Raw genomic sequence first — 16,080 nt, 5'->3', positions numbered from 1 at the left:
GGCAGACCGTCGGCAGCACTCCATCCATATCCGGGGGGATCAGGACCTGATCCGCGGCACACCGCAGTACGCGGCGCGGATCAGCATGGAGAAAGGCGTCACCATGACCTCAGTGCAGGTCGAAGAGCACCACGACGAGCACGGCGGCAATGGTGTCGTGCAGGGCGCGGGACCCGCCGGCGAGGGCGAGGGTTACCAGCGCGGCCTCGGGGCCCGGCAGATTCAGATGATCGCCATCGGCGGAGCCATCGGCACCGGCCTCTTCCTCGGCGCGGGCAAGGCCATCCACAAGGCCGGGCCCAGCCTCATCCTCGCGTACGCCATCGCGGGCCTCGTCATCTTCTTCATCATGCGGGCGCTCGGCGAGCTCCTCATGTACCGCCCGGTCTCGGGCTCCTTCTCCGAGTACGCGCGCGAGTTCCTCGGCCCGTTCTTCGGCTTCGTCACCGGCTGGACGTACTGGCTCTTCTGGGTCGTCACCGGCATCACGGAAGTCACGGCCGCGGCCCAGTACATGCAGTACTGGACACACGACTCATTCCCGCAATGGGCGTACGCGCTGATCTTCACCGTCATCCTGTACGGCGCGAACCTCATCTCCGTGAAGCTCTTCGGCGAGCTGGAGTTCTGGTTCTCGATGGTCAAGGTGACCGCCATCATCGGCATGATCCTGATCTGCGTCGGCATCCTCACCATCGGCTTCTCCGACGCCGGTGACACCGCGTCCGTCGCCCACCTGTGGGACGAGGGCGGGTTCTTCCCCAACGGCATCGGCTCCACGCTGATGACGCTCCAGATCGTGATGTTCGCCTTCCTCGCCGTCGAGCTGGTCGGCGTCACCGCGGGCGAGTCCAAGGACCCCAAGACCGTCCTGCCCAAGGCCATCAACACCGTGCCGTGGCGCATCGCCGTCTTCTACGTCGGCGCGCTCATCATGATCCTCTCGGTCGTCCCGTGGACCACGTTCAAGCCCGACGTCTCGCCGTTCGTCGCCGCCTTCGAGGAGATGGGCCTCGGCGTCGGCGCCGCGATCGTGAACTTCGTGGTCCTCACCGCCGCGCTCTCCTCCTGCAACTCCGGCATGTACTCCACCGGCCGCATGCTGCGCGACCTGGCGCTCAACGGCCAGGGCCCGAAGTTCTTCACCAAGCTCACGAAGAACGGCCTGCCGCTGATCGGCACCACGGCCTCCGCCGCCTTCATGCTGGTCGGCGTCTGGATCAACTACCAGTGGCCGGGCAAGGCGTTCAACTACGTCGTCTCCTTCGCCACGATCTCCGGCATGTGGGCCTGGATCATGATCCTGTGCAGCCAGATCCGCTACCGCCGCAAGGCCGACCGCGGCGAGCTGCCGCAGTCCACCTTCAAGGCGCCCGGAGCCCCGTACACGAGCTGGTTCGCCCTGCTCTTCATCGGCATGGTCATCGTGATGATGGGCGTCGACAAGGACGCGCGGATCTCGCTGTACGCCGCGCCGGTCTGGGCCGCGATCCTGGTGATCGCCTACCGCGTCCTGAAGAAGCGCAATCCGAAGGCCGCCGCGTTCAACAAGCGCAAGACCGCCGCCGTCGCCTCCGGTGACGAGCCGGTCGGCAAGGTCTGACGAGCGGCTCCCCGGAGCCACTGTCCAGCATTCGGGCCCGTACGTACCACATACCGGTACGTACGGGCTCTCTGCTTATCCTGGCTCCCATGCTGACCATCACACAGGCCCTCCACGACCAGATCGTCGCGCACGCGCGCCAGGACCACCCCGACGAGGCGTGCGGCGTGGTCGCGGGCCCGGCGGGCACCGGCAGGCCCGAGCGGTTCATCCCGATGCTGAACGCCGCGCGGTCGCCCACGTTCTACGAGTTCGACTCGGGCGACCTGCTCAAGCTGTACCGCGAGATGGACGACCGGGACGAGGAGCCGGTGATCGTCTACCACTCGCACACCGCGACCGAGGCGTACCCCTCCCGCACCGACGTCACGTACGCCAACGAGCCCGGCGCGCACTACGTCCTCGTCTCCACGGCGGACACCGACGGCTCGGGCCCCTTCCAGTTCCGCTCGTACCGCATCGTGGACGGCACGATCACCGAGGAGGACGTGCGGGTCGTCGAGGCGTACTGAGAGGCGTACCGAGAGGCGTACCGAACGGCGTACGAGGGGCTTCCGAGCCCCTCCGTCCGCATTCTGAACGCAATCCGTCCAGCATGCGATATCACATTCCGGATCCCGGACCGGGAATCGATACGATGACCGCATGGTTCCCCATGACGTGAGCGAAGAGACGCCGAGCGCCCTGCTGCTCGTGGCGCGGCTGCACGTCGACCTGTGCCGCCTCGCCAGCGCGATCTGTTCCCGCTGAACCGTTCCGCCGCACGGCCCCGGGCCGCGCCGCCGCACGCCGCACCACGCGTGCACCCTGACTGATCAGCGCCGCACGCGCGCGTCCCGTCACCCGTACTTCTCGACTCCCGACAGGAGCCCTCAGCATGGCCATCGAGGTCCGCATCCCGACCATCCTCCGCACCTACACCGACGGCGAGAAGGCCGTGCAGGGGAGCGGGGACACCCTCGCCGAGCTGCTCACCGACCTCGACTCACGGCACGAGGGCATCGCCGCGCGCATCGTCGACGACGGCAAGCTCCGCCGCTTCGTGAACGTGTACCTCAACGACGAGGACGTCCGCTTCCTCGACGGCATCTCCACGAAGCTGTCCGACGGCGACAGCGTCACGATCCTGCCGGCCGTCGCCGGCGGCATGGTCTAGGCCCGATCCCGGATGCCTCGATACGACTCCCCGCTCGCCGCGGTCGGCAACACGCCGCTCGTACGCCTGCCGCGGCTCTCCCCATCGGACGACGTCCGCATCTGGGCCAAGCTGGAGGACCGCAACCCGACCGGCTCCATCAAGGACCGGCCGGCCCTGCACATGGTCGAACAGGCCGAGAAGGACGGCCGGTTGACGCCCGGCTGCACGATCCTGGAGCCGACCTCCGGCAACACCGGCATCTCGCTCGCCATGGCGGCCAAGCTCAAGGGCTACCGCATCGTGTGCGTCATGCCGGAGAACACCTCCCAGGAGCGGCGCGACCTGCTCGCCATGTGGGGCGCCGAGATCATCTCGTCCCCCGCGGCGGGCGGCTCCAACACCGCGGTCCGCGTGGCCAAGGAGCTGTCCGCCGAGCACCCGGACTGGGTGATGCTCTACCAGTACGGCAACCCGGACAACGCGGGCGCCCACTATGCGACGACGGGCCCGGAGATCTTCGCGGACCTCCCCTCCATCACCCACTTCGTCGCGGGCCTCGGCACCACCGGCACGCTCATGGGCGTCGGCAGGTACCTGCGCGAGCAGAACCCCGACATCAAGATCGTCGCCGCCGAGCCGCGCTACGACGACCTCGTCTACGGCCTGCGCAACCTCGACGAGGGCTTCGTCCCCGAGCTGTACGACGCCTCGGTCCTCACCACCCGCTTCTCCGTGGGCTCGGCCGACGCGGTCACCCGCACCCGCGAACTCCTCAAGCAGGAGGGCATCTTCGCGGGCGTCTCCACGGGCGCGGCACTGCACGCGGCGATCGGCGTCGGCCAGAAGGCGGTCAAGGCGGGGGAGACGGCGGACATCGCCTTCGTCGTCGCCGACGGCGGCTGGAAGTACCTCTCGACGGGCGTCTACACCGCCGAGACGACGGAGGCCGCCATCGAAACGCTTCAGGGCCAGCTCTGGGCCTGACGGCCCGGGGCAGGGGAGCCGGTGCGCCGCCTCGGGCCCAGTCGAACGCCGAACGCCGGACGGGCTGATCTCCCTCACCCGTCCGGCGTTCGGCGTTCGGCGTCCGGCTCAGCGCACCAGGTACTTCACCTGGTCCCAGAGCGCCGGATCCACCGCCCCGGCCCTGCGGCGGAAGTCCGGGAGCGGTACGTCCCTCAGCTCGTCGGTCTCCAGGAAGCTCGGCCGGCCCTGCGCGTCGCCCACGGAGCCCGGCGGCAGCGGGATCACGCCGGCCCGCTCCTCGTGGTACCGGCTGGTGATCTTCGCGACGCGAGCGCGCCGGCCACGGACCGACAGCACCAGGCAGGGCCGGTCCTTCCCGCCGGGCCCGTCCTCGTAAGGCACCCGCGCCCACCAGATCTCCGCCGGCTTCGGCGCGGGCGACGGCAGACGCGGCCCCCTGGGCCCACGCGGCGGCCGCGAGGACCCCGGCCGCCGGACATTCCGCTTCCGCGCTCCGCGCCCCCAGCCGTCCACCACCGTGGCGACCAGGGCGAGCACCACCACCGCCGCCAGCGCGAGCCACCAAGACGTGTCCATGGCACCGACGGTACCGGCGCGTTCCACGCACCGCCCACCACCCCCGCCACCGGCCCGCACACCCGCCCGACCACCCCCACAGCCGCCTGCGCGCTTCACGCCGCCCCACTGCGTCCGTACGCCCGCCGAACCGGTGACACCGCAGGTGAGTTCGCCCACAACGGCCCGCGACGGAGGAGCGACCAGGCCTTTTGCGCCTTACGCTCGACGGACCGCCCACCCCCCGGCTCCCCTTGTCAGTCCACGCCAGCGCGGAGGTCCCAGCTTCATGAAGCTCACCGTCGTCGGCTGCTCGGGGTCGTTTCCGTCCGCGGACTCGGCCTGCTCGAGCTACCTCGTCGAGGCCGACGGCTTCCGGTTGCTGCTCGACATGGGCAATGGAGCCCTCGGCGAGCTGCAACGCCACATCGGTCTCTACGACCTTGACGCGATCTTCCTCAGCCATCTGCACGCCGACCACTGCATCGACATGTGCGCGTACTTCGTGGCCCGCTACTACCGGCACGAGGGCGGCCGCTGCGCCCCCATCCCGGTCTACGGCCCCGAAGGCACCGAGCAGCGGCTCACCACGGCGTACGCCGACACGCCCTCGGCGTCCTCGATGAGCGAGGTCTTCGACTTCCACACGGTCAAGCCGGCCGCGTTCGACCTCGGCCCGTTCGCGGTGCGCACCGAGAGGGTGCACCACCCCGTCGAGGCGTACGCCATCCGCGTCGAGCACGGCGGCAGGTCCCTCACGTACTCCGGGGACACCGGCACCTGCGAAGGCCTGGACGAACTGGCCACGGGCACCGACCTGTTCCTGTGCGAGGCGGCGTTCACCGACGGCAAGGAGAACATCCCCGACCTGCACCTGAACGGCCGCGAAGCGGGCGAGTGCGCCCAGCGCGCCGGTGCGGGCCGCCTCCTGCTCACCCACATCCCCCCGTGGACGGACCCCCAGGTGAACCTGGCGGACGCCCGGGCGGCCTACGGCGGCCCTGTGGCACTCGCGGCGCCGGGCGCGACGTACGAGATCTGAGCCATGGGGAAGGCCCCGGAACCGAGCCGGTTCCGGGGCCTTCCCCATGCGATGTCATGCGATGCGACGCCGTGAGGGCTACGCCTTCGTGAGGTCCTCGATCTCCTCCTCGGGCTCGCGGCCCGGGGTCATGAGGTTGAACTTGAGGATCGCGAACCGGAAGACGAAGTAGTACAGCGCCGCGAAGACGAGACCGATCGGGATGATCAGCCATGGCTTGGTCGCCAGACTCCAGTTGAGCGCGTAGTCGATGAAGCCGGCCGAGAAGTTGAAGCCGGCGTGCACCCCGAGCGCCCAGGTCACCGCCATGGATATGGCCGTCAGCACGATGTGCAGGGCGTACAGGACCGGGGCGATGAACATGAAGGTGAACTCGATCGGCTCGGTCACACCGGTCACGAACGAGGTCAGCGCCAGCGAGACCATCATGCCCATCACGACCTTGCGGCGCTCGGGGCGGGCGCAGTGCGCGATGGCGATCGCGGCGGCCGGGAGGCCGAACATCATGATCGGGAAGAAGCCCGACATGTACATACCGGCGGAGGGGTCACCGGCCAGGAAGCGGGCGATGTCGCCGTGGACCATCTCGCCGCCGTCGTTGAACGAACCGAGCTGGAACCAGGCGATGGTGTTGACGAACTGGTGCATGCCGATCGGGATCAGCGCGCGGTTGATGCCGCCGAAGAGCGCGGAGCCACCGGCACCGAGGCCGGTCATCCACTCGGCGAAGTTCTCGATGCCGTGGCCGATGGGCTCCCAGACGACGCCGAAGAAGACGCCCACGAGGATGCCGACGAAGGCCATGATGATCGGCACGAGACGGCGGCCGTTGAAGAAGCCGAGCCAGTCGACCAGCTTGGTGCGGTGGTACTTCTGCCACAGCACCGCGGCGAGCAGACCCATGATGATGCCGCCGAGGACACCGGGGTTGTTGTAGACCGCCGGATCGTCCGCACCCTTCTTGACCACCGCTTCGGTGACCGGGAAGGCTTCGAGCACCTTGCTGTAGACGAGGAAGCCGACGACGGCGGCGAGCGCGGTGGAGCCGTCGGACTTCTTGGCGAAGCCGATGGCCACGCCGATGCAGAAGAGGAGCGGCAGGGAGCCGGTGATCGCGCCGCCGGCGTTGTTGAAGACCGCGGCGACCTTGTCCCAGCCGAGGCCGTCCTTGCCGAAGACATCGTCCTGCCCGAGCCTGACCATGATGCCGGCGGCGGGCAGGACGGCGATGGGCAGCTGTAGGCTGCGGCCCACCTTCTGCAGGCCCTGGAACAGGCCGGAGCCCCGCTTCTTCGCGGGCGCCGCCTTGGCGGTGGCCGTACTCATGACTTCCTCCATGTGCGGGTGCTGTCGGGGACAGTTGGGGGTGGACAGCACGCCGTGGTCTACACCACTAAGTGGTGTAGACCTGTTGTAGCACGGTGAAGGTGACGTAAGGAACCCGCGATTCCTGTGGGCTCGGCCATATACGGATATGGCAGGCCAAAGGCCGGATCAGGCCTTGGTCTGCTCCCTGTCCTGGGCCTCCGTTTCCTCCTCCGGTTCGCGGCCCGGAGTGTGCAGGTCGAACTTGATGATCACCAGCCGGAAGAGGAAGTAGTAGACGACCGCGAAGACGAGGCCGATCGGGATGATCAGCCATGGCTTGGTCGCCAGACTCCAGTTGATGACGTAGTCGATCAGTCCCGCGGAGAAGCTGAATCCGTCCTTCACGCCCAGCGCCCACGTCACCGCCATCGAGGCGCCGGTCAGCACCGCGTGGATCGCGTACAGGAGGGGAGCGATGAAGAGGAACGAGTACTCGATCGGCTCGGTGATGCCCGTGACGAACGACGTCAGGCCGACCGAGAGCATCAGGCCGCCGACCACCTTGCGCCGCTCCGGGCGCGCGCAGTGCGTGATCGCGAGGGCCGCGGCGGGCAGCGCGAACATCATGATCGGGAAGAAGCCCGAGGTGAACTGGCCCGCGGTCGGATCGCCCGCGAGGAACCGGTTGATGTCACCGTGCACGACGGTGCCGTCCGGCTTCGTGTAGTCCCCGAACTGGAACCACACGAACGTATTCAGGAACTGGTGCAGCCCGACGGTCAGCAGCGCGCGGTTGGCGACACCGAAGATGCCCGAGCCCAGCCACCCCAGATCCACCAGCCACTTCGAGAAGCTGGTCAGCGCGTCACCGATCGGCGGCCAGATCCAGACGCAGAGCCCCGCGAAGACGAGGCCGACGAAGGCCATGATGATCGGCACGAGGCGGCGGCCGTTGAAGAAGCCGAGCCAGTCCACCAGCTTCACCCGGTGGTAGCGCTGCCAGAACCAGGAGGCGAGCAGCCCCATCACGATGCCGCCGAACACCCCCGGATTCTGGTACGCCGCCTGCGCGACCGTGCCGTCCTCCGCGATACAGACCCCGCCCCACATCCCGGCGGCGCCGAACGTCGTGTCCGTGGGGCAGTCGTCGGGGAAGGCGCGGAGAACGGCGAAGTACACGAGGAACCCGGTGACGGCCGCCAGCGCCGTCGAACCGTCCGACTTCTTCGCCATACCGATCGCGACGCCGATGCAGAACAGCAGCGGCAGCCCGAGCGAGGAGTCGAGCAGTGAGCCGCCCGCCGCGGCGAAGACCTTGGCGACGTTCGTCCAGCCGAGGCCGTCCTCGCCGAAGACGTCCGGCTGGCCGAGCCGGTTCAGGATGCCGGCGGCCGGCAGCACCGCGATGGGCAGCTGCAAGCTCCGGCCCATCTTCTGCAGCCCCTGGAACAAGCCGTTCCACCACTTCTTCTGGGGCAGCGCGGCGGCGTCGGAAGTCATCGGCGTCCTCCCGGACGGGCCAAGGTCGGCGGTCATGGCAGACTGGTGTAGACCAGTTGGGGCGGTGAGGGCTGGTGCGGTGCCGTGAGGCGGACACCCTGTCCGTCATCATTGGGCACGGCCGCCGCGACCGCCCGCGAAGATGGTCCAACCGTGCGTTACCGTGACATCGCGGACCTACGGTGCGTCGAGGCCGCGTCCTATGGCTGCGCTCCCCGGGGCGACCCCGGGCCCAAGCCACAAGCAACTCAGGGAGAAACACCATGGCCACCAAGGCTGAGAAGATCGTTGCCGGGCTCGGCGGCATCGACAACATCGAAGAGGTCGAGGGCTGCATCACCCGCCTCCGCACCGAGGTCAAGGACGCGGGCCTGGTCGACGACGCCGCCCTGAAGGCCGCCGGCGCCCACGGCGTGGTCAAGATGGGCACCGCGATCCAGGTCGTCATCGGCACGGACGCCGACCCGATCGCCGCGGACATCGAAGACATGATGTAACCACCCCACCGCTACACCCCCGAGAGGCCCCCACCGCAAGCCGCGGCGGGGGCCTCTCGCGTAGACCGACCCGGGCCCCCGGGGGCCAGGGGTGAAGCCACGGGGGACGGCACCCCGTGGACCACCGAAACGCTAGGCTCACCGCATGTCTCGATTTGACGGCCGCACCCCCGAACAACTCCGCCCGATCACCATCGAACGCGGCTGGAGCAAGCACGCCGAGGGCTCCGTCCTCATCTCCTTCGGCGACACCAAGGTCTTCTGCACCGCCTCCGTCACCGAAGGCGTCCCCCGCTGGCGCAAGGGCAGCGGCGAGGGCTGGGTCACCGCGGAGTACTCGATGCTGCCCCGCTCCACCAACACCCGCGGCGACCGCGAGGCCGTCCGCGGCAGGATCGGCGGCCGCACCCACGAGATCAGCCGGCTCATCGGCCGCTCGCTGCGCGCCGTCATCGACTACAAGGCCCTCGGCGAGAACACCATCGTCCTGGACTGCGACGTCCTCCAGGCCGACGGCGGCACCCGCACCGCCGCCATCACCGGCGCCTACGTGGCCCTCGCCGACGCCGTCACCTGGGCCCAGGGCAAGAAGCTCATCAAGCACGGCCGCAAGCCCCTCACCGGCACCGTCAGCGCCGTCTCCGTCGGCATCGTCGGCGGCGAACCGCTCCTCGACCTCTGCTACGAGGAGGACGTGAAGGCCGACACCGACATGAACGTCGTCTGCACGGGCGACGGCCGCTTCGTCGAGGTCCAGGGCACCGCCGAGGCCGAGCCCTTCGACCGCAAGGAGCTGAACGCGCTCCTCGACCTCGCCGTGGCCGGCTGCGACGACCTCGCCGCCCACCAGCGAGCGGCCCTGGAAGCCACGCTTCAGCTCTGACATCCGGGTGACATGTCCGGCGGCTTCGGGGGGAGTCGGGCGACGTCGGCCACGTGAGGCAACCAACACCCCCTCGACAGACGTTCTTACGGGTACGGGCGCGCGGGCAGAACCGGGCGCCCGTCCGTACCCCCTGGGGAGGGACCGAACCATGGCCGCGCGCCACCGTCGTATCGCCACCGCTGTCGCCACAGCTCTCATCGTCGTACCGGCCGGCGTCGGCCTCGTCGGCTGTGACGCCGTCTCGAAGGCCCTCGACTGCGTCCAGACCGCAGACACGATCGCCGACAGCGTCACCGACCTCCAGCAGGCCGCCGAGAACGCGGCCGACAACCCCGCCGAGGCGGACCGCGCCCTCGACGACATCGGCAAGAACCTCGAGAAGATCGGCGACAAGACCGATGACACGGACGTCAACAAGGCCGTCGACGATCTCGACAAGGCCATCGGCAACGTCCGTGAGGCCATCAAGGACGGCGACTCCACGCCGGACATCAGCCCCGTCACGGACGCGGCGGGCGAACTGACCAAGGTCTGCACGCCGTAGCGGCAGGGGGCCCCGCACTCGGCGGGGCCCTTCCCATCGCCACCGCAGGACAGCGCCCGACGGACGAGCCCCACCCTCCAGGACGGGACACCGCACGGGGCCCGGCCCGTACCGGGCCTGGGGTTGGCCCGTACCGGGCCTGGGGTCGGCCCGCACCGGACCCGGGACCGGCCCGCACCGGACCCGGGACCGGCCCGCGCGCCGCAGTGAGCCCCCGTGCCGAGCTCGGACCACCCCCGCGCGGGGATACTGGTCGGCATGACCCGCCTCATCCTCGCCACCCGTAACGCCGGCAAGATCACCGAGCTGCGGGCGATCCTCGCCGACGCGGGGCTCCCGCACGAGCTCGTCGGCGCCGACGCCTACCCCGAGATTCCCGACGTCAAGGAAACCGGCGTCACCTTCGCCGAGAACGCCCTGCTCAAGGCGCACGCCCTCGCCCAGGCCACCGGGCTGCCGGCCGTCGCCGACGACTCCGGGCTCTGCGTGGACGTCCTCGGCGGAGCCCCTGGCATCTTCTCCGCCCGCTGGGCAGGCCGCCACGGCGACGACCAGGCCAACCTGGATCTGCTCCTCGCCCAGCTCGGCGACATCGCCGCCCCCCACCGCGCGGCCCACTTCGCCTGCGCGGCGGCCCTCGCTCTCCCCGACGGCACGGAACGCGTGGTCGAGGGCCAACTCCGAGGCACCCTCCGCACGACCCCCGCGGGCTCCGGCGGCTTCGGCTACGACCCGATCCTCCAGCCGGACGACGAGACCCGCACGTGCGCGGAGCTCTCAGCCGCCGAAAAGAACGCGATCAGCCACCGCGGAAAGGCGTTCCGGGCGCTGGTTCCCGTGGTGCGGGAGCTGCTGGGCTGAGGGCCCCATACACATGGTGAAGGCCCGCCCCGCGGGGTTCTCGGGCCGGGCCTTTCCGTCGGTGCGCCCGGTCGGATTCGAACCGACAACAGCTGGTTCCTAGGACCAGTCTCTCTGCCAGTTGGAGTACAGGCGCGTGTGGCATCCCCTACCTTACTGGGCGAAGTCTGCTGTCCGGCAAGAGGCGTCAAGCGACTCGACGCCGACCGCCTCTGCACCACGTACTGGTGATCGCGTGGCAGTTGGGGCAGAGCAGCCGCAAGTTCTCACGCTGGTCGTCGCTCCAGTCCCCGTTGATGTGGTCGATCTCCAGCGTCATGGTTTTCCCGTTCCACCTAGGTGAGGTACCGCACCTGTCACAGCGCTCGGGGACGCCGACCTCACGCAATGCTCGGCGCAGCAGGACGGTTTTCGTGCGGTGGGGCCTGTCTTGCTTGATGAAAATGTCAGCAGGGCTCTTGCGAGGCGTCGGTCCCGGTTTGCCCCGCAGGTGGGCTTGGCCGAGGAAGTGGGCGGTGTCGATCCCGTCCTCCGCGATCCACTGCCGTAGAAGAGATCGCGACCTGCTGGTCTCTTGTCTTTGCAAGGCGCGCAGCGCTCCAGCGATCGATGAGCTGACGGCCACCGCCTGCCGCAGTTCTCCGGTTGCGGGCTTGAGAATGGGCCCGCCGCGAATGCGACGAGGGATATGAGATACATCGATCCCGTAGTCATCGAAGCGCTTGAACAAGTGGCGGCGTAGGTTTCGGTAGGGGCGTGCCCCGACGAAGGCGATGACCTCCTCCATGCTTGAGCAGTTCTTCGCAGCTTCCCTCAGAAGTTCTCGTGTGTAGCGTCGTGATTCGCTCATGTCTGCCGCCCCTTGCCGCGGCCCCGGTAGGTATCGGTGGTCGAGTGGCAGTTGGGGCAGAGCAACCGAAGGTTCTCGGCTCGGTTGTTGCGCCAATTGCCGTCAATGTGGTCGACCTCCAGCGGTAGCGGTTCGCCTTGCCAGACTGGACCGATCCCGCACATCGCACACAGCTCGGCGATGCCCAGCTCCTTCATGGCCCGCTTGAGCCGTTCGCTGGGTACTCGCCTGTCAGCGCCCGAGACCAGGATGTCCGTGGGTGTTCTTCTCCGGCGGTTCTCCCGCATGGTGGCCCCGCTGGGTACCGGTTGAGCGAAGTGCGCCGTATCGATCCCATACGCCTTGATGCGGCGGGCGATGTTCGTGTGGTGACCTCCGACCAGCTCGATGCCGAGATGGCGTAGGACGCCGTTGACGCTTGTCGACACGTTTACCGCTGCTTCAAGAATTTCCTTGGTCCACCGGGTCCCCTCCCGCTGAAAGTGCGACGTCTCTACCCCCAGCTTCCGCATCCGCTCGCGCAGGTACGCCCTCGTAACGCTTTTCGGATCCACTCCCAATTTCCCCAGCGCCTCGGACAACGTCCGCGACGAGCGGGCCGCCTCCTCGAGACGCTCCCTGGTGTACGGACTGACCGCCATCGTGCCCCTTCGCATCCGGCCGCCCGTTCGCGGCTCAAATGGAGTAACGACCCGACAATCGGACCGTTACGCCCGATATGCGGAACGGCCCGCCCCACTTCGCGAGCGGGGGCGGGCCGTGAGGGAAAGGCCAGGTGAGGGGAGGAGTCAGAACTTGGGAGCCGGGGTCTGGGACTCGACCATTTCCGCCGCCTCCTCCTTCGTCTCCACCGACGGCGGCGAGCCGGACAGCGGCTTCTGGGCCGTCTCCTTCATGCAGGCCACCGCGATGATGCCGACCAGCGCCGCCGCCATCGAGTAGTACGCCGGGACCATGTCCGTCCCCGTGACGCTGATCAGGGACGTGATCACCAGGGGGGCCGTGCCGCCGAAGAGGGAGGCGGAGAGGTTGTAGCCGACGGAGAGGGAGCCGTAGCGGACCGAGGTGGGGAAGAGGGCCGGGAGCGTCGCCGACATCGTGCCGAGGAGGCAGACCAGGGAGAGGCCGAGCAGGAGCATGCCTCCGGAGACCGCGAGCAGGCTGCCCTGCTTGATCAGGAGGAACGCCGGGATGGAGAGGACCAGGAAGCTCACCATGCCCGTCATCAGGAGCGGCTTGCGCCCGAAGCGGTCCGACAGCTTGCCCACCTGGCTGATGATCAGCATCAGGATGATCATCGTGCCGATGAGGATCAGCAGCCCGTGCGAGTCGTCATAGCCGAGCTCGTCCGAGAGGTACGTCGGCATGTACGACAGGAGCATGTAGTCCGTGACGTTGTACGCGCCGACCAGCGCGACGCAGAGGATCAGGGTCGGCCAGTACTGGGTGAAGATCTTCGCGAGGTCGCCCTTGGCCGTGGTCTCCACGGTGGACGCGCCCTCGGACGCCGAGTGGAAGGTCTGGTCCTCCATCTTCTGGAAGGCCGGCGTCTCGTCGAGCTTCAGCCGCAGGTAGAGGCCGACGAGGCCGAGCGGGCCCGCGACCAGGAACGGCAGGCGCCAGCCCCATGACTCCATGGTGTCGGAGCCGAGCGCGGAGTTGAGGATCAGGACCAGGCCGGCCGCGCCGGTGTAGCCCGCCAGTGTGCCGAGCTCCAGGAAGCTGCCGAAGTAGCCGCGCCGCTTGTCCGGGGCGTACTCGGCGATGAACGTGGAGGCGCCGCCGTACTCGCCGCCCGTCGAGAAGCCCTGCACCAGGCGGAAGAAGATCAGCAGTACGGGGGCCCAGAAGCCGATCGTGGAGTAGGACGGGATCAGGCCGATGGCGAGTGTGCCGATGGCCATCATGATCATCGTCAGGGCGAGGACCTTCTTGCGGCCGATCTTGTCGCCCATCGGTCCGAAGACCATGCCGCCGAGGGGGCGGACGAGGAAGGACACCGCGAAGGTCGCGAAGGACGAGATCAGCTGGACCGTGTCGTTCCCGGACGGGAAGAAGACGTGGCCGATGGTGACGGCGAGGTAGCTGTAGATGCCGAAGTCGAACCACTCCATGGCATTGCCGAGCGAGGCCGCCTTGACCGCTCGCTTGACCGCGGCTTCGTCCGTGACCGTGATGTCGGTGCGCCGGAGCGGCGGGTTCCTGCGGCGTTTCACGGCCCGGAACAGCGTGCGGTGGCGTCTGAACGCCTCGTGATCGGCCTCGGTGGCTTCTTGGGCCGTCATGGAGTGGTTCCTTTCGTTCTTCGGGCAAGCTCCCCCATGGATCACTTGCTCGAACATCGCCGACGCAAACGAAAGCCCCCCGTGAGGGGGGCCTTTGTCACAGTCCGGCGGGCATGCGCGCCCGGAGCCGCCTCAGACGCCGAGGTCCTTGATGATCTTCGCCACGTGTCCGGTGGCCTTCACGTTGTAGAAGGCGTGCTCGACCTTGCCCTCCTCGTCGACCACCACGGTGGAGCGGATGACGCCGGTCACCGTCTTGCCGTACAGCTTCTTCTCGCCGAAGGCGCCGTATGCCTCCAGGGTCTCCTTGGAGGGGTCGCCGACCAGTGTGACCTTGAGGTTCTCCTGCTCGCGGAACTTCGCGAGCTTCTCCGGCTTGTCCGGCGACACGCCGATGACGTCGTAGCCGGCGGCGGCCAGCACGTCGAGGTTGTCGGTGAAGTCGCAGGCCTGCTTGGTGCAGCCGGGGGTGAGCGCGGCCGGGTAGAAGTAGACGATGACCTTGCGGCCCTTGTGGTCGGCCAGGGAGACGTCCTTGCCGTCCGCGTCGGGCAGGGTGAAGGCGGGGGCGGTGTCGCCGGCCTTGAGTCGCTCGCTCATCTTCGGTCTCCTCGCGGGGGTGCTGCGCAACGGGGTGCTTCGCAACAGGTGGGGTGAACGGAGTCGAGCGTAATAGGGGTGCCGTGGGGTGTGGTGGGCCCGGAGCTGACAGACTGGAGGTCAGACGTTCATCGTTTCTCGAACGCGGCGCGAACGCGACGCAAACGCGAATGAAACGACCGAAACGACCGATACGACCCACGGAGGCAGCGCGGTGTCGGATGCCAGGACCCCTGCGCAGATCGAGGCGGACATCAAGCGCCGGCGCGACCAGCTCGCCGATACGCTCGACGAGATCGGGGTGCGTGTCCACCCGAAGACGATCGTCGGCGACGCGAAGGCGAAGGTCGCGGCGCGCGTGGACAACTCACTCGGCCGGGCGTACGTGGGGGCGAACCGATTCGTCACCGACGTGCGGGGCCAGCTCGTCTCGGCGGACGGTTCGCCCCGTGTCGAGCGGATCGTCCCGGTGGCCCTGGTGGCCGTGGGCCTGGTGGGGCTCATCGTCGTGACATCGCGACGGCGCAGCAGCTGATGTCCCGGCCACCCGGGGGCCACGGAGGCCGCGGGGGCAGGTAGGTTCGGGGCGTGAGCGCAAAGACCCATCACGACGACAAGCTGCCCATCCGCATGCTGCACGACCGCGTGCTCGTGCGGCAGGACACCAGCGAGGGCGAGCGCCGTTCCGGCGGCGGCATCCTGATTCCCGCGACGGCGGCCGTGGGCCGGCGGCTCGCGTGGGCCGAGGTGGTCGCGGTCGGGCAGAACGTACGCACGGTCGAGCCGGGCGACCGCGTCCTGTATGACCCGGAGGACCGCGCCGAGGTCGAGGTGCGGGGCGTCGCGTACGTCCTGATGCGCGAGCGCGACCTGCACGCGGTGGCCGCGGACCGGTTCGAGGGCTCCGAGGACACGACGGGCCTCTACCTGTAGAGCCTTACCTTCGGCGGGGCCGGCCGGTGACCATGGTCACCGGCCCCTTTCACGTGCGGTTTGCTACCTTGGGAAGCACCCGACGAGACGCGCCGTACCGGGCTACGCAAAGACGACGCACCCCCATCAGTGGACGCCGAGCGGCGTCCGTACTCGTCGGAGGTGCCGTCATGGCCTGGGTTCTGTTGATCATCGCCGGTCTGCTCGAAGTGGGCTGGTCCATCGGGATGAAGTACACCGAGGGGTTCACCCGGCTCTGGCCGAGCCTCGGCACCGGCGCGGGCATCGTCGTGAGCATGCTGCTGCTGTCGCAGGCGGCGAAGACGCTGCCCATCGGTACCGCGTACGGCGTGTGGGTGGGCATCGGCGCGGCCGGTGCGGCGGTGCTCGGCATGGTGATACTCGGTGAGCCCGTCACCGCCGCCCGGATCTTCTTCGTCTGTCTGCTGCTCGTCGCCGTGGTCGGCCTGAAGGCCACCTCGGGGCACTAG

20 protein-coding genes, 1 tRNA gene and 1 riboswitch are annotated in these 16,080 nt (G+C 68.6%); of the genes, 13 read left to right on the top strand and 8 right to left on the bottom strand.

The features are described 5' to 3' along the window. The first annotated feature begins 103 nt into the window (after window positions 1-103). From ACRAKF_RS15430 to ACRAKF_RS15410, 5 genes are all read left to right on the top strand, one after another. Window positions 104-1,603, top strand: coding sequence for an amino acid permease (locus tag ACRAKF_RS15430; protein WP_447037721.1), 1,500 nt, complete (start codon window positions 104-106; stop codon window positions 1,601-1,603). A gap of 89 nt (window positions 1,604-1,692) precedes the next feature. Continuing rightward, window positions 1,693-2,115 carry a Mov34/MPN/PAD-1 family protein gene (locus ACRAKF_RS15425; protein WP_447037720.1) on the top strand — a complete coding sequence of 141 codons (423 nt, stop codon included), beginning with the start codon at window positions 1,693-1,695 and terminating at the stop codon, window positions 2,113-2,115. Between the two features lie 133 nt (window positions 2,116-2,248). After that, window positions 2,249-2,353, top strand: coding sequence for a putative leader peptide (locus tag ACRAKF_RS15420; protein WP_363251067.1), 105 nt, complete (start codon window positions 2,249-2,251; stop codon window positions 2,351-2,353). A gap of 127 nt (window positions 2,354-2,480) precedes the next feature. Next, complete coding sequence (locus tag ACRAKF_RS15415) at window positions 2,481-2,759, top strand: MoaD/ThiS family protein (protein ID WP_447037719.1); 279 nt, start codon at window positions 2,481-2,483, stop codon at window positions 2,757-2,759. A gap of 12 nt (window positions 2,760-2,771) precedes the next feature. Beyond that, on the top strand, window positions 2,772-3,725 hold the full coding sequence (locus tag ACRAKF_RS15410; RefSeq protein ID WP_447037718.1) for a PLP-dependent cysteine synthase family protein: 954 nt from the start codon (window positions 2,772-2,774) through the stop codon (window positions 3,723-3,725). Window positions 3,726-3,833: 108 nt separating this feature from the next. On the opposite strand, the gene ACRAKF_RS15405 is transcribed toward ACRAKF_RS15410, so the two are convergent. Next, window positions 3,834-4,304, bottom strand: coding sequence for a type II toxin-antitoxin system PemK/MazF family toxin (locus tag ACRAKF_RS15405; RefSeq protein WP_447037717.1), 471 nt, complete (start codon window positions 4,302-4,304; stop codon window positions 3,834-3,836). A gap of 268 nt (window positions 4,305-4,572) precedes the next feature. On the opposite strand from ACRAKF_RS15405, the gene ACRAKF_RS15400 reads away from it, so the two are divergent. Beyond that, entirely contained in the window at window positions 4,573-5,325 is a 753-nt protein-coding gene (locus tag ACRAKF_RS15400; RefSeq protein ID WP_447037716.1) for an MBL fold metallo-hydrolase, read from the top strand. Window positions 5,326-5,403: 78 nt separating this feature from the next. Here the strand turns inward: ACRAKF_RS15400 and ACRAKF_RS15395 are convergent, their stop codons facing one another. Beyond that, window positions 5,404-6,651 (bottom strand): PTS transporter subunit EIIC, encoded by a 1,248-nt coding sequence (locus ACRAKF_RS15395; RefSeq protein WP_447037715.1) that lies wholly within the window; start codon window positions 6,649-6,651, stop codon window positions 5,404-5,406. A 168-nt stretch (window positions 6,652-6,819) separates the two neighbouring features. Then, entirely contained in the window at window positions 6,820-8,133 is a 1,314-nt protein-coding gene (locus ACRAKF_RS15390) for a PTS transporter subunit EIIC (protein WP_447037714.1), read from the bottom strand. 206 nt (window positions 8,134-8,339) lie between these two features. On the opposite strand from ACRAKF_RS15390, the gene ACRAKF_RS15385 reads away from it, so the two are divergent. The 4 genes from ACRAKF_RS15385 to rdgB all read left to right on the top strand — a co-directional run bounded on the left by ACRAKF_RS15385 (window position 8,340) and on the right by rdgB (window position 10,921). Beyond that, complete coding sequence (locus ACRAKF_RS15385; RefSeq protein ID WP_447041991.1) at window positions 8,340-8,630, top strand: glucose PTS transporter subunit EIIB; 291 nt, start codon at window positions 8,340-8,342, stop codon at window positions 8,628-8,630. A gap of 145 nt (window positions 8,631-8,775) precedes the next feature. Then, window positions 8,776-9,513: a ribonuclease PH gene (rph, locus tag ACRAKF_RS15380; RefSeq protein WP_447037713.1), complete on the top strand. Its 738-nt coding sequence runs from the start codon at window positions 8,776-8,778 to the stop codon at window positions 9,511-9,513. 151 nt (window positions 9,514-9,664) lie between these two features. Beyond that, the gene (locus ACRAKF_RS15375; protein WP_447037712.1) at window positions 9,665-10,060 is read left to right on the top strand and encodes a hypothetical protein; all 396 of its coding nucleotides are present in this window, start codon (window positions 9,665-9,667) and stop codon (window positions 10,058-10,060) included. Window positions 10,061-10,318: 258 nt separating this feature from the next. Next, the gene (rdgB, locus tag ACRAKF_RS15370; RefSeq protein WP_447037711.1) at window positions 10,319-10,921 is read left to right on the top strand and encodes an RdgB/HAM1 family non-canonical purine NTP pyrophosphatase; all 603 of its coding nucleotides are present in this window, start codon (window positions 10,319-10,321) and stop codon (window positions 10,919-10,921) included. Window positions 10,922-10,983: 62 nt separating this feature from the next. Here rdgB and ACRAKF_RS15365 read toward each other — a convergent pair. The 5 genes from ACRAKF_RS15365 to bcp all read right to left on the bottom strand — a co-directional run bounded on the left by ACRAKF_RS15365 (window position 10,984) and on the right by bcp (window position 14,656). Then, window positions 10,984-11,057 (bottom strand) — tRNA-Leu (locus ACRAKF_RS15365). Between the two features lie 51 nt (window positions 11,058-11,108). Beyond that, window positions 11,109-11,771, bottom strand: a complete 663-nt coding sequence (locus tag ACRAKF_RS15360) for an HNH endonuclease (protein WP_447037710.1) — start codon at window positions 11,769-11,771, stop codon at window positions 11,109-11,111. Continuing rightward, complete coding sequence (locus tag ACRAKF_RS15355) at window positions 11,768-12,412, bottom strand: HNH endonuclease signature motif containing protein (protein ID WP_447037709.1); 645 nt, start codon at window positions 12,410-12,412, stop codon at window positions 11,768-11,770. The genes ACRAKF_RS15360 and ACRAKF_RS15355 overlap by 4 nt, the downstream gene beginning before the upstream one ends. Window positions 12,413-12,559: 147 nt before the next feature. Next, window positions 12,560-14,056, bottom strand: coding sequence for a glycine betaine/L-proline transporter ProP (proP, locus tag ACRAKF_RS15350; protein WP_447037708.1), 1,497 nt, complete (start codon window positions 14,054-14,056; stop codon window positions 12,560-12,562). Window positions 14,057-14,188: 132 nt separating this feature from the next. After that, a complete protein-coding gene (gene bcp / locus ACRAKF_RS15345) occupies window positions 14,189-14,656 on the bottom strand; it encodes a thioredoxin-dependent thiol peroxidase (protein ID WP_447037707.1) in 468 nt (155 codons plus the stop codon). A 214-nt stretch (window positions 14,657-14,870) separates the two neighbouring features. On the opposite strand from bcp, the gene ACRAKF_RS15340 reads away from it, so the two are divergent. The 3 genes from ACRAKF_RS15340 to ACRAKF_RS15330 all read left to right on the top strand — a co-directional run bounded on the left by ACRAKF_RS15340 (window position 14,871) and on the right by ACRAKF_RS15330 (window position 16,080). Further along, window positions 14,871-15,191: a DUF3618 domain-containing protein gene (locus ACRAKF_RS15340; RefSeq protein WP_447037706.1), complete on the top strand. Its 321-nt coding sequence runs from the start codon at window positions 14,871-14,873 to the stop codon at window positions 15,189-15,191. Window positions 15,192-15,244: 53 nt separating this feature from the next. Continuing rightward, window positions 15,245-15,589 (top strand): GroES family chaperonin, encoded by a 345-nt coding sequence (locus tag ACRAKF_RS15335; RefSeq protein ID WP_062776278.1) that lies wholly within the window; start codon window positions 15,245-15,247, stop codon window positions 15,587-15,589. Between the two features lie 57 nt (window positions 15,590-15,646). After that, window positions 15,647-15,711, top strand: a riboswitch (guanidine-III (ykkC-III) riboswitch). 48 nt (window positions 15,712-15,759) lie between these two features. Beyond that, window positions 15,760-16,080 (top strand): DMT family transporter, encoded by a 321-nt coding sequence (locus tag ACRAKF_RS15330; RefSeq protein ID WP_447037705.1) that lies wholly within the window; start codon window positions 15,760-15,762, stop codon window positions 16,078-16,080.

The organism is Streptomyces sp. DSM 118878 (assembly GCF_052936595.1).
This window is presented reverse-complemented; position numbering and strand designations above follow the sequence as displayed.